At 63.8% G+C, this 12,200-nt stretch carries 13 protein-coding genes; 11 read left to right on the top strand and 2 right to left on the bottom strand.

Features of this window, described 5'->3' with window-relative positions:
• Positions 1-182: 182 nt before the first annotated feature.
• The 11 genes from EN893_RS04865 to EN893_RS04820 all read left to right on the top strand — a co-directional run bounded on the left by EN893_RS04865 (position 183) and on the right by EN893_RS04820 (position 10,429).
• Positions 183-854 carry an amino acid ABC transporter permease gene (locus EN893_RS04865; RefSeq protein ID WP_024504874.1) on the top strand — a complete coding sequence of 224 codons (672 nt, stop codon included), beginning with the start codon at positions 183-185 and terminating at the stop codon, positions 852-854.
• 10 nt (positions 855-864) lie between these two features.
• Positions 865-1,521: an amino acid ABC transporter permease gene (locus tag EN893_RS04860; protein WP_127268072.1), complete on the top strand. Its 657-nt coding sequence runs from the start codon at positions 865-867 to the stop codon at positions 1,519-1,521.
• A 63-nt stretch (positions 1,522-1,584) separates the two neighbouring features.
• On the top strand, positions 1,585-2,388 hold the full coding sequence (locus EN893_RS04855; protein WP_127268071.1) for a transporter substrate-binding domain-containing protein: 804 nt from the start codon (positions 1,585-1,587) through the stop codon (positions 2,386-2,388).
• A 79-nt stretch (positions 2,389-2,467) separates the two neighbouring features.
• Positions 2,468-3,184: an amino acid ABC transporter ATP-binding protein gene (locus EN893_RS04850; protein ID WP_127268075.1), complete on the top strand. Its 717-nt coding sequence runs from the start codon at positions 2,468-2,470 to the stop codon at positions 3,182-3,184.
• A gap of 238 nt (positions 3,185-3,422) precedes the next feature.
• Positions 3,423-3,842: an alcohol dehydrogenase catalytic domain-containing protein gene (locus EN893_RS39990; protein WP_127301625.1), complete on the top strand. Its 420-nt coding sequence runs from the start codon at positions 3,423-3,425 to the stop codon at positions 3,840-3,842.
• 96 nt (positions 3,843-3,938) lie between these two features.
• Entirely contained in the window at positions 3,939-4,184 is a 246-nt protein-coding gene (locus EN893_RS39985; RefSeq protein ID WP_306244472.1) for a hypothetical protein, read from the top strand.
• 210 nt (positions 4,185-4,394) lie between these two features.
• The gene (locus EN893_RS04840; protein WP_127268070.1) at positions 4,395-5,108 is read left to right on the top strand and encodes an HAD-IA family hydrolase; all 714 of its coding nucleotides are present in this window, start codon (positions 4,395-4,397) and stop codon (positions 5,106-5,108) included.
• A 426-nt stretch (positions 5,109-5,534) separates the two neighbouring features.
• Entirely contained in the window at positions 5,535-6,776 is a 1,242-nt protein-coding gene (locus EN893_RS04835) for a sugar ABC transporter substrate-binding protein (RefSeq protein ID WP_024504867.1), read from the top strand.
• Positions 6,777-6,860: 84 nt separating this feature from the next.
• Complete coding sequence (locus EN893_RS04830) at positions 6,861-8,414, top strand: sugar ABC transporter ATP-binding protein (protein ID WP_127269675.1); 1,554 nt, start codon at positions 6,861-6,863, stop codon at positions 8,412-8,414.
• Positions 8,411-9,394 carry an ABC transporter permease gene (locus EN893_RS04825; protein WP_127269673.1) on the top strand — a complete coding sequence of 328 codons (984 nt, stop codon included), beginning with the start codon at positions 8,411-8,413 and terminating at the stop codon, positions 9,392-9,394. The genes EN893_RS04830 and EN893_RS04825 overlap by 4 nt, the downstream gene beginning before the upstream one ends.
• 24 nt (positions 9,395-9,418) lie before the next feature.
• Positions 9,419-10,429 (top strand): ABC transporter permease, encoded by a 1,011-nt coding sequence (locus EN893_RS04820; RefSeq protein WP_164748729.1) that lies wholly within the window; start codon positions 9,419-9,421, stop codon positions 10,427-10,429.
• A gap of 148 nt (positions 10,430-10,577) precedes the next feature.
• On the opposite strand, the gene EN893_RS04815 is transcribed toward EN893_RS04820, so the two are convergent.
• Both EN893_RS04815 and EN893_RS04810 read right to left on the bottom strand, forming a co-directional pair.
• Positions 10,578-11,345, bottom strand: a complete 768-nt coding sequence (locus EN893_RS04815; protein ID WP_127269669.1) for an SDR family NAD(P)-dependent oxidoreductase — start codon at positions 11,343-11,345, stop codon at positions 10,578-10,580.
• A gap of 77 nt (positions 11,346-11,422) precedes the next feature.
• Positions 11,423-12,200 (bottom strand): substrate-binding domain-containing protein (locus EN893_RS04810; RefSeq protein ID WP_128361431.1); only part of this gene is annotated, 778 nt, incomplete at its 5' end.

Here is a 12,200-nt window from a genome sequence, read left to right as displayed (position 1 = left end):
GGATTGAACCGCCGCGCGGGCGGCGCCAGCCAACACATTTGGCGAGGTGGGGGGAACCGAACCGATAATATCCCTGCATCGCGCCGCCGGCTTAAGCTTCCCCGATAGGGAAGGCGCGCGCGGTCGGCGGATCGGAGCGTGGCGGGCAGGCATTTCTGGAGCAGCCGGAAGTTAGGGAGGTCATGCAGTATCAGCTCCTATTCGCGCCCGTGTTCGCGAACATGGACCATCTTCTAACGGGCGCGTGGATCACCATCCAGCTCTCGTTCGTTGCCATGATTCTCGGCCTGATCGTCGGCGTCGTGCTGGCCTTTGCCAAGACCGGCGGGCCGCCCCCGCTGCGCTGGCTGATCGACGCCTATATCGAGCTCGTCCGTAACACACCCTTCCTGGCGCAGATCTACTTCATTTATTTCGCGCTGCCGGAATTCGGCATCCGCATGACGCCGAACACCGCCGCCATCGTGGCGCTGGTGGTCAATGTCGGCGCCTTCGCCACCGAGATCATCCGGGCCGGCATCGAATCCATCGCCAAGGGCCAGGTCGAGGCCGGCGTCGCGCTCGGGCTCAACCGCCTGCAGATCTTCCGCTACATCATCCTGAAGCAGGCGGTGCGTACCATCTACCCGGCGCTGACCAGCCAGTTCGTCTACCTGATGCTGTCGACCAGCGTCGTCTCGGTGATCTCGGCGACGGACCTGGCCGCCGCCGGCAACGACATCCAGCAGCGAACCTTCACCGCCTTCGAGGTCTATCTTGTCATCACCGGCATGTACCTCGTCATGTCGCTCGGCTTCTCCGGCCTGTTCCGCCTGATCCAGCGCCTCGCCTTTAACTATCCCTTAAGCCGGTAGGAGCGAGGTCATGATCCGCCCCTTCGGCATACAGGAATTCTGGTTCATCGTTCTGGCTGTCCAGTGGACCATCGCGCTTTCGGCCGCCGCCTTTGCCGGCGGCGCCGTCGGCGGACTCGTGGTGGCGCTGGCGCGGGTGTCGAAATACCGGCTGCTCTGCCTGCCGGCGCTCGGCTTCATTCGCCTGTTCCAGGGCACGCCGCTCTTGATGCAGCTCTTCCTCACCTATTTCGGCCTGCAGATCATCGGCTTCGGCGTCAGCCCCTGGGTGGCGGCCGCACTGGCGCTTACCGTGCACGCCGCCGCCTTTCTCGGCGAGATCTGGCGCGGCTGCATCCAGGCGGTGCCGGAAGGCCAGAGCGAGGCGAGCTGGGCGCTTGGCCTGTCCTATTTCGATCGGATGAAATCGGTGATCCTGCCGCAGGCCGCGCGCATCGCCGTGGCGCCGACCGTCGGCTTCCTCGTCCAGCTGATCAAGGGCACGTCGCTCGCCTCGATCATCGGCTTCGTCGAGCTGATGCGCGCCGCGCAGATCATGAACAACGCGACCTACTCGCCGCTCAAGGTCTACGGGCTGGTGACCATCATCTACTTCTGCCTGTGCTGGCCGCTTTCGGTCTACGCCCGGCGCATGGAAGGGCATTACGCCGCTCTGGCGACACGCTGACGTCTCGAATTGTCCGGACCCTCGATGTCGGGGATCCATTTTTTGAAAGGGAGGATACACCTGATGACACTCTGGAAAAATGCTCTGACGTTCGTCGCGAGCGTCGCGGTCGCGGCGGCCGTCACCGTGATGCCGGCTTCAGCCCTGACCTTGAAGGAAATCAAGGACAAAGGCACGATCACCGTCGGCTCGCTGGTCGATTACCCACCCTTCGGCCTGCTCGATTCCAACGGCCAGGCCGTCGGCTACGATCCCGATCTCGCCAAGGAGTTCGCCGACAGCATCGGCGTCAAGCTGACCATCCTGCCGGTGACCTCGGCCAACCGCATCCAGTACCTGCTGTCGGGCCAGGCCGACGTGCTGTTTGCCACGCTCGGCATCACCGAGGAACGCCTCAAGGTTGTCAACTTCTCGGTGCCCTATGCCGGTCTCGAGCAGTTCGTCTATGGCGACAAGGATATCGCCATCACCGACAAGGCGGGCCTCGCGGGCCAGACGATCGGCGTCACCCGCGGCACCACGCAGGATACCGCCGTGACGGCAATCGCCGCGGCCGACACCAACGTCCAGCGCTACGACGACGACGCCTCCTCCGCGCAGGCACTGATCTCCGGCCAGGTGCCGCTGCTCGGCGTTGCCGACATCGCGATCGGCCAGATCGAAAAGACGGCGCCGGACCGCTTCACCAAGAAGTTCCTGCTGCGCCAGCAGGCGCAGGGTATCGTCGTGCGCAAGGACTCGCCCGAGCTGCTTGCCGCCGTCAACGACTTCCTGAACGGGAAGAAGAAGGACGGAAGCCTGGGCAAGCTGCACGAGCAATGGATGAAGGCGCCGTTGCCGGACTTCATCGAAAACGCCGAGAAGTAGGTTCAGGCACGGCCGGCCGCAGGGAGATGTCCACGTGAGTTCAGAACAGGCGAACGCAACCGTCTCGCTCGCGGTGAGCATGGAAAACGTCGAGAAATACTACGGCGCTTTCCATGCGCTGAAGGCCGTCAACCTGACGGTCCGCACAGGCGAGCGAATCGTCCTTTGCGGCCCGTCCGGCTCGGGCAAGTCGACGCTCATCCGCTGCATCAACCAGCTCGAGCAGGTCCGCAGCGGCAAGATCGTCGTCGACGGCATCGAACTCACCGCGGGGCCGAAGAACGTCGAGGCGGTGCGCCGCAACGTCGGCATGGTGTTCCAGCAGTTCAACCTGTTCCCGCACATGACGGTGCTCGAAAACTGCACGCTAGCGCCCATGAAGGTTTCCGGCATCGCCAAGGCGAAGGCGGAGGAGACCGCGCGCAAATACCTCGCCCGCGTGCGCATTCCCGAACAGGCCCACAAATATCCCGCCCAGCTTTCGGGCGGCCAGCAGCAGCGCGTGGCGATCGCGCGCGCGCTCTGCATGAATCCCAGGATCATGCTGTTCGACGAGCCGACCTCCTCGCTCGACCCGGAGATGGTCAAGGAAGTCCTCGACACCATGATCGAACTGGCCAACGAAGGCATGACCATGCTCTGCGTCACCCACGAGATGGGCTTCGCCCGCCAGGTCGCCGACCGCGTCATCTTCATGGACCAGGGCGAGATCGTCGAGATGGGCGAGCCGGGCACCTTCTTCGACAATCCGAGGGAAGCCCGCAGCAAGGCGTTCCTCAGCCAGATCAGCCATTGAACATGGCGTGCGCCTTGTACTGAAGCGGCGACGGCAGATGCTGCGGGATACGAGGATTTGAACATGATGCGCGCCGTGGTTCTGCATGCCGAGAGAAGACCTGCGCGTCGAGGAAAGGGCCAGGCCCGAACCTGGCCCCTAACAGGTGCTGGTGCGGATCGCCAATGGCGGCATCTGCGGCTCCGACCTGCATTGTTAGAACCATGGCGGCTTCGGGCCGGTCCGAGTGCGCGAGCCGATGATCCTCGATCACGAGATTTCCGGGCATGTCGCGGCGCTCGGCGCCGGTGTCGTGGGCGTGCAGTTGGGCGCTATGGTCGCCGTCAGTCCGTCGTCGCCCTGCGGCCATTGCGGCTTCTGCTGCAGCGGCCAGCCGATCCACTGTTCCGACATGCGCTTCCTCGGCAGCGCCATGCGCACGCCGCTCGTGCAGGGCGGGTTTGCCGACTACATCGTCTGCGACGCCGCCAACGCCGTCGCCATGGCTGCCGGCGTCGACGCCGCGATCGGCCTCCTCCTCCTGCTTTCGGCGCGACTGGCGCGCGCGAAGTGGTGGTCACCGACATCCTCGACAAGCCGCTCGCCCTCGCCCCTTCGCTCGGCGCCGACCATACGGTCAACGTCGGGCGGTCGGGCCGGATGCGCTGGCCGGCTATGAGTCCAACAAGGGCTATTCGACGTCGTCTTCGAGGTCGCCGGCTAGTCGCTGACCATCGCCGGGGCACTGCGCGCGACACAGCCGCGCAGCACCATCGTGCCCGTCGGCCAGGGCGCCGTCCCCGAACTGCCGATCTCGACCATCGTCGGCAAGGAACTGGTGCTGCGCGGCAGCTTCCGCTTCGCCGGCGAGTTTTCGCTCGCCGCCAAGCTCATTGGTTCGGGCCGGATCGACGTGGCGCCGCTGCACAGCGCGACCATGCCGGTCACTGATGCCAATGACGCCTTCCTGCTGGCAGGCGACAAGAGCCGGGCCATCAAGGTACAGATCGCCTTCGCCTGAACGCAGTCGTCGCGCGGCGATCGCCTTCCGCGGCGCGACGCAGGCTGCCGCCACGTTCCGCGAGGTGGGGGGTGCCCAACGGATACTTTCCTTCGCCGGGCTCTCCGTTAGTTTCGATGGGAGGAAGACCCTCGATACGATGCGCCTCATAGCACGCACCGCGAAACCCGCCGGTGCTCCCCTTTTTCCAAATTCGAAGAGAAGACCGCCATGTCCAGCAAGAAACCCGTAGCCATCGTCTTCGACACATTCGGATCCGTGGTGGACTGGCGCGGCAGCCTGGTCGCCGAAATGAAGGAACTCGGTGGCAAGCGCGGCGTCAACGGCGACTGGGCCGCCGTCGCCGACGCATGGCGCCACGGCTATCACCGGATGCTCGATGAAGTAACCGCGGGCACGCGGGACTACGGCCTCCTCGACGACCTGCATCGCGAACTGCTCGACGAGGCCATGCGCGATGTTGGCGTCACCGGCTTCAGAGAGGACGACCTGCGCGACATCAACCTCGGCTGGCATCGCCTCAAGGCCTGGCCGGATGCCGTGGCGGGCCTGACGCGGCTGAAGACCAAATACATCGTCGGCTCGCTTTCGAACGGCAACGTGCGCCTGCTGGTCGACATGGCCAAGGGCGCGAACCTGCCGTGGGACGTGGTCTTCGGCTCCGACATGTTCTCACGCTTCAAGCCGCATCCCGACACCTACCTGGGCAGCGCCCGGCTGCTCAATCTCGAACCGGGCGAGGTCATGCTGGCGTCGGCGCACAATGGCGACCTCGCCAACGCGCGCAAGTACGGTTTGATGACCGGCTTCTTCCTGCGTCCCACCGAATTCGGCCCCAACCAAGCGATCGACCTTGCCGCCGAGGCGGATTGGGATGTCATCGCCGACGACATCGAGGACATGGCCACCAAGCTCGACACCTGACGGTGGCGGTCGCGCCAATGGCGCCGGCATTCTCCTTCTCGGTCGGTCTAGGCTCGCCCGCTTCCTACCTCATCCTGAGCTTGTCGAAGAACACTGGCCCGATTGCGAAGGCAGGGCGTGGTGACGACAAAGCGCGGCCATCCCTCCACCTGAATATCACCGTTTCCTCGCCGTTCGCGATGCCGACATGGTGAACAACGATTTGAGCCCTCTTGCCGGGGCGGCTAGGACTTCGGTTGGGGATTTGCCTTAGGACAGTGCTTCCAGGCAATATTTGTTCGGCTGCATGCTTCTATAGTTCATCACCCCTATCACCGAATAGCTTCAGCAAACGAATTGGAGGTCTTCTTTCGCAGCAGGGAGGCAATGCCGGTACCCCAGGTACCGCATTCGCGAATGGCAGGAAGAGTTTGGAGGAGGAATTCAATGAAGAAATATATAGCGGCAGCTTTATTCTCGCTGTCCCTGGCATTTGCCGCGACGGCCCAGGAAGCCGCGCGACCGGACTTCATACCCGAGGCCGACTGGGGCAAGATCAAGGGTCTCATAGATCCGAGCCGTGTCCAGTGGCAGCCTTACAAGGGGATCGCCGTCAAGCAGGACGGGTCGCCCTACAAGGTGCTCTATTTGCCGGTGTGGATGGGCGACGACTACCAGGTCATCGCGCAGCATCTCCTGCAGACCCAGCTCGAGGAAGCCGGCGCGACCTTCACCACGAGCTCGGCCGAATTCGACGTGCCGACGCAGACGCGCCTGATGGAAGACGCCATCGCCACGCACGCCTACGACGCGATCGTGCTGCATCCCATCGACCCGACCTCCATGGCCACCACCATCGACAAGGCCATCGCATCCGGGATCGACGTCTACAACTGGGTGCTTCCGGCCAACACCGACAAGCTCACCGGCTTTGCCGGCTATGATGCCGACACGATGGAAGGCAACGGCCAGATCGGCGTGAAATTCTCCGAACTCGCCAAAACGGCGGGCGCTACCGCCGAGAAGCCTTATCGCGTGCTGGAGATCTGGGGCGCACGCGCCCTGCCGATCTGCCAGGCCCGTCACCACGGCGTCGGTCTGGGGCTGGCGGGAGATCCCGCTGTCGAGATCGTCGAATCGGTCGACACGTCCGGCCAGCCGGAGTCGGTGATCAAGGCTATCCAGGATGCCTTTGCCCGCTATCCCGACATCAAGGCCATCTATCCCCAGTTCGGCGATGCCGGCGCCATCACAGAGGGCCTGCGCTCCGTCGACCGTCTGGCGCCCGCCGGCGATCCGAACCACGTCGTCGTCATCCTCCAGGATATCGACAAGGCGATGCTGGCACCTTTGCGCGACGGCACCTTCGACTTCACGGTGTCGAACAACCCGTGGCACCAGATCGATGTCGTCGTGAAGCAGTTCCTCTGGCACACCGTGCTCAAGCAGCCGTTGGGCGACGGCGATGCCAATTCCGGAACGGTCAAGCTGCCGCGCCGAGTATTGCTGCCGATGCCGCTCCTGACGGGTGCGACGATCGACACGGATGCAGCGCATATGTGGGGCGGAACCGTCGCCTTCACCGACATGCCGCTCGGCAAGTGGAACTACTGGCCAGTCCTCGACACCAAGGAGATCGGCCTCCCCGTCCCGACGCTCGCCGACCGCAAGAGCCTCCTCGGCTATTGAGGCGCATCCGTTCGTCGCGCGGGTGGCTGCAATCCCACCGCGCGACAGACGCCGGGCGGTATCCAGGGAACAGGTGAGACACGCGTGGGTGACATCGTCCTGAGCATGGTGGGCATCACCAAGTCCTTCGGGAGCATCAAGATTCTGAGGGACGTGGCGCTCGAATTGCGCGCCGGCGAGGTCCACGCCCTTCTCGGCGAGAACGGCGCCGGCAAAAGCTCATTGATGAAGATCCTCATGGGCGTGCTGCGGCCCGACAGCGGCGAATACACGGTGCGCAGCAAGCAGGCCCAGTTTTCCAATCCATCCGAGGCGCAGCGCAACGGCGTCTCGATGGTCTATCAGGAGTTCGGCCTGGTCCAGTATCTGAGCGTCACCGAGAATATCCTTCTCGGCCGCCTGCCCGCCCGCTGGGGCAAGGTCGACTGGCCCAAGGCGCGCCGCGAGGCCGCGCAGATCCTGCAGCGGCTCGGCAGCAGAGTGTCGCCCGATGCCACGGTCGGCGACCTGAAGGTGGCCGACCAGCAGGAAGTGGAGATCGCGCGCGCCCTCTCCTACGATCCGGCCGTCTTCATCATGGATGAGCCGTCCTCCGCCTTGTCGCGCGTCGAGATCGACAATCTCTATGGCCTCGTCAGGGTGCTCAAGCAGCGCGGCGTCGCCATCGTCTACATCTCGCACAAACTCGAAGAAGTCTTCGCGCTCGCCGACCGGGTGACGATCCTGCGCGACGGCGCCGTCGTCAAGAGCTGCGGCATCGCCGAAATCGACATGGCGACGCTGGTCGAGCGCATGACCGGCAAGCCGGTTGACAGCACATCAACGTTGCGGCAGGCGGCCGGACCGGGCGCCGGCAGGCTCCTCGAACTCTCCGGATTTTCCGCCGACGGCCTGTTCGAAGGAATCGACCTGACCATCGCGAAGGGCACCATCGTCGGCATCGCCGGCGTGATCGGCGCGGGCAAGAGCGAACTCGCGCGCGCCATCGTCGGTGCGCTGCCGGACGGAACCCGTGTCAAGGGCAGCCTTCACTTCGATGGCGTGGCGGTGAACGTCGCCACGATGACGCCGAGCAAGGCGCGCCGGCTCGGCATCGGCTTCGTCAGCGAGGATCGCCAGGCCGAAGGCATCGTCCAGGAGCACTCGGTCGGCTTCAACATGGTGCTGCCGGCACTGAGCCGAGTGACGACTGCGGGCGTGCTCGTCGGCCGCCGGGTGCGCGGCCTGGTGGCCCGAGTGATGGACGATGTGGGGCTGCGGCCGCGCGAACCGGGCAAGCTCGTGCGACTGCTCAGCGGCGGCAACCAGCAGAAGGTGGTCATCGGCAAGTGGATCGCCGCCGGTTCGAAGCTCTTCATTCTCGACGAGCCGACCCGGGGTATCGACGTCGGCGCCCGCCAGGAGATCTACGACGTCATCCGCCGCCAGGCGCGGGAGCGGGGCGTCGGCGTTTTGCTGCTGTCATCCGACATGCGCGAGATCATGGTGGCGTCGGACCGCATCCTGATCATGGCGCAGGGCCGGATCACACGCGAAGTCGCGCCCGATCGGGTCAGCGAGCGCGACTTGCTCGAAATGGTGCTCGTGCGCGGCGACAAGGGCGCCGATATCGCTGGCGTGCCGGAGGCGCACGGATGAAGAGCTTCCTGCGCAACGACAACGTGCTGCGCGCGCTCATACTCGTGGCGCTGATCGTCGTGTTCGGCCTCTTAACCGGAGGCGTTACCTACAGTGCGCGCGGGCTGTCCAACATCCTGCTGCAGAGTTCCATCATCGGCATAGCCGCTATCGGCCAGACCTTTGTCATCCTGACGGGAGGCATCGACGTGTCGCTCTACGGCATCGGCGTCTTCGCAAGCGTACTTGGCGCTTCCACGCTGACCAGCCGCTTCGACCTCAACATGGTCGGCGGCGATCCTTGGCCAGTTCCCGTCGGTATCGCCATTATCCTGCTCGTCGGCATCGTGATGGGCGCCGTCAACGGCCTGCTGGTCGCGCGGCTGCGCGTGCCCGCGCTGATCGCGACGCTCGGCATGTGGCAGATCGGCCTGGGTCTCGCCCAACTCGTCGGCGGCGGCTACACGATCACCGATCTGCCTTCGAGCCTTAGCATGCTGGGACAGGGCTCGATCCGGGGCGTGCCCGTGCCGGTCATTGAGATGCTCCTGCTCTTCGCGCTGGCGCATTTCGTGCTCAGCCACACGTCCTTCGGCCGAGCCATCTATGCCGTCGGCGGCAATTCCGCCAGCGCGTATCTCTCCGGCATCAAGGTCCGGCGCGTGCAGTTCCTCGTCTTCGTGATCTCGGGACTGATGGTCGCACTCGCCGCCCTGTCGATCGAATCGCGGATGATGTCGGTCTCGATCAGGACGCTGAGCGGGCTGCAGCTCGACAGCATCGCCGCTGTCGCGATCGGCGGCGTCAGCATCTATGGCGGCCGCGGCACCGTGCTCGGCGTGTTGTTAGGGACACTGATCCTCGCCGTCATCGACAGCGGCCTCGGCGCCATGGGCGCCAGCACCGACGTCCAGAACACGGTCAAAGGTGCGGTCATCATCCTGGCGGTGTCGATCGAATTCTTCCGCCGCCGCGAGCGGCCAACCCGCATCACGGCCTGACATGCAATTGCGGAGGCAACCAGAGTGATCGTCGACCAACTTCGGGAAGCGGATGCCGGGCCGGGCCGCCGAGGCTTTGGCTTCGGCGTACTGACCAGCGACGACTTCGTGCGCCTGCTCATCCTCGCCGCCTTGATCGCGGGGTTCGCAATCGTCACGCGCGGCGCCACAATCGGCACCGAAAACCTCGCGAACGTGCTGATCCAGTCGTCCATCCGAGGCATTGCCGCCTGCGGGCAGGCGTTCGTGGTGCTCACGGTAGGCCTCGATCTCTCGGTGAGCGGCATCGTGGCGGTGACGCTGATGGTCGGCGGCAGCCTCGTCACCACCAACCCGCAATTCAGCCTTCTCGGCATCGCGATCTCTCCGCTTCTCGCCATCCCGGTGATGCTCTTCGTTGGCGTCGCGTTCGGCACCGCCAACGGTTTCCTCGTGGCACGGCTGCGGTTGCCATCCCTGATCGTGACGCTTGGCGTCTGGCAAATCGGCGTCGGGCTCGCCTATCAGGTGACCGGCAGTGGCTTCGTCGACAGCATCCCCTCGAGCATTGCCTTCATCGGCCAGGGCAGCCTGCTCTACGTGCCCAACCCGGTCATCCTGTTCTTCGCGATCGTGGCGCTCAGCTATTTCGTCCTGCACCGGACCGCTTTCGGGGCCGAAATCTACGCCGTTGGGGGCAATTCCCGATCGGCCTTCATCAGCGGCGTGCGCGTGGTGCGCGTGCGCATCATCGTGTTCGCCATTGCCGGCAGCTTCTATGCGATCGGCGCCGTAATCAGCATGTCGCGCTACATGAGCGCCACGATGGCGCAGACGACCGGCCTCGAACTATCGACGATCGCCGCGGTTGCCATCGGCGGCGTCAGCCTGTCGGGCGGCAAGGGCAGCATCGTCGGCGTGCTGCTCGGTACGCTGATCATCGGCGTCGTCGACAATGGGTTGAGCATCACTGGCGTCGGACCCGCCCAACAGGCGATCCTGAAAGGCGCCATCATCATCTTCGCAGTGATGCTCGACGGCTTTTCGCGACGCTGATGGCGCGCCCGGCTCGCCGCCGATCCGATCAGAACACCGCCCGCCAAACCTCGGGCACGAAGGCTTACGAGCGCCGTTCCTGAAATCGCGCTCTCATTCCGGGGTTCGCCTGTCCGGCATCCAGATCATGCGACCCTCCAGCAGGTTCTTAGTCCGCAGTCCAACCGCCGTCGATGATCATGGACGATCCCGTCATGAGAGAGGATGCATCGGACGCCAGGAAGACAACCGCCCCGGTTATGTCGTCGACATGACCGATGCGGCCAAGCTTTATCTTGGACAGCACCTCCGCCCTGAAGGCCTCATTCTTGAGAAAATTCTGAGCGAGCGGCGTTTCGACAAACGTCGGGCAGACGGTGTTGACACGGATCTTGTATGGAGCCAGATCTATTGCCGTAGCCTTGGTCATCCCCTCCATCGCCCATTTAGAGGCGCAGTAGACGCTGCGCGTCGCGGCGCCGACATGGCCCATCTGCGACGACATATTTATGATGCTTCCGCCCACGCCTTGCTCGACCATGCGCCGCGCGACGATCTGCGCTACAAAGAAGGAAGCGCGCAGGTTGAGCCCGATGATGTCGTCGAAATCGGCCCGCGTTACGTCAAGGAATGGGTTGGTGCGGTTCATCCCGGCATTATTGACCAGCACGTGAAAAGCCGGCCTGTGTGAAACAGCTTCACTCACTGCCGAAACGTCCCGGATATCGAGAGCGATGGCTTCGGCTTGTCCGCCCGCGCGAGTGATATTGGCCGCGGCAGCCTCCACCTCGCTCAATGTGCGGGCGGCCAGAACGACCTCGGCACCAAAGTGGGCGAGCGCATGAGCGGCGGCCAGTCCCAGCCCCCGCCCGGCTCCGGTAACAAGCGCCCGTTTTCCGTCCAGCCTGAAATTTGGCGCGACTTGATTTTCCTCCATAAATCACTCTCCATTTCCTCAAATTGAGAATACGTATGCATATGTATTTGCTAAATTAGTATCTGGCGTTGATCAGCTCAGGCGGTTGCAGGACCAATGTTGGTAGAGCCGCGAATGATCAGTTCGCCGGGTATGCGAATAGCCGCTGGTGGAAAGTCTGCCGGATCAAACAGCAGGGACAGGGACCGCCCCACCATCGCCTCGATCGGCTGGCGGAAGGTGGTGAGGTCGTATGCCGGCCAGGCGGCCGAGGGAATGTCATCGAAGCCCACGATGGAAACATCGCGCGGAACTTTCAGCCCAAGCCCGAAGCGCGCGGCATCCAGCGCGCCAAGCGCCATGACATCGGCGATACAGAAGATGGCGTCCGGGGGAGTCGGGCCGGACAGCAGATTGATCGCTGCCCTGTAACCCCCGCCATAGGTGTTTTCGCCGAATTGCTCGCCAATGATTTGGACTCCATGGCGGCGCAATTCATCCTGAAAGCCGGCGCTACGTTCGCGGTGGGTCGACGTATCAGGGCGGCCCCCTATAAGGGCTATACGCCTATGCCCTGCGGCAACAAGAAGGGCGGCAACTTCCATAGAAGCCGACCTGTTCTCGCAGCACACTGAATTGATCGAAAAGTCGTCGACGGAGCGGTTGAACAAAACCACCCGAGTGTTCCTGTTGTGCAGGATGTCGCGCATTCGCGACGACAACACAGCTGACGTGACGATCAAACCGTCGATCTCGTACTGAAGCATCGATGGCAGCACGTCATCGACTTCGAAACCCTTGGGCACGGAAAGCAACAGGAGCTGCTTGCCCATGGCGTTGAGCTTCTGGGTGTAGATTTCCAGGACGGCCGGGTAG

The organism is Mesorhizobium sp. M7A.F.Ca.CA.004.04.2.1 (assembly GCF_004022825.1).
Taxonomy (GTDB): Bacteria; Pseudomonadota; Alphaproteobacteria; order Rhizobiales; family Rhizobiaceae; genus Mesorhizobium.
This window is presented reverse-complemented; position numbering and strand designations above follow the sequence as displayed.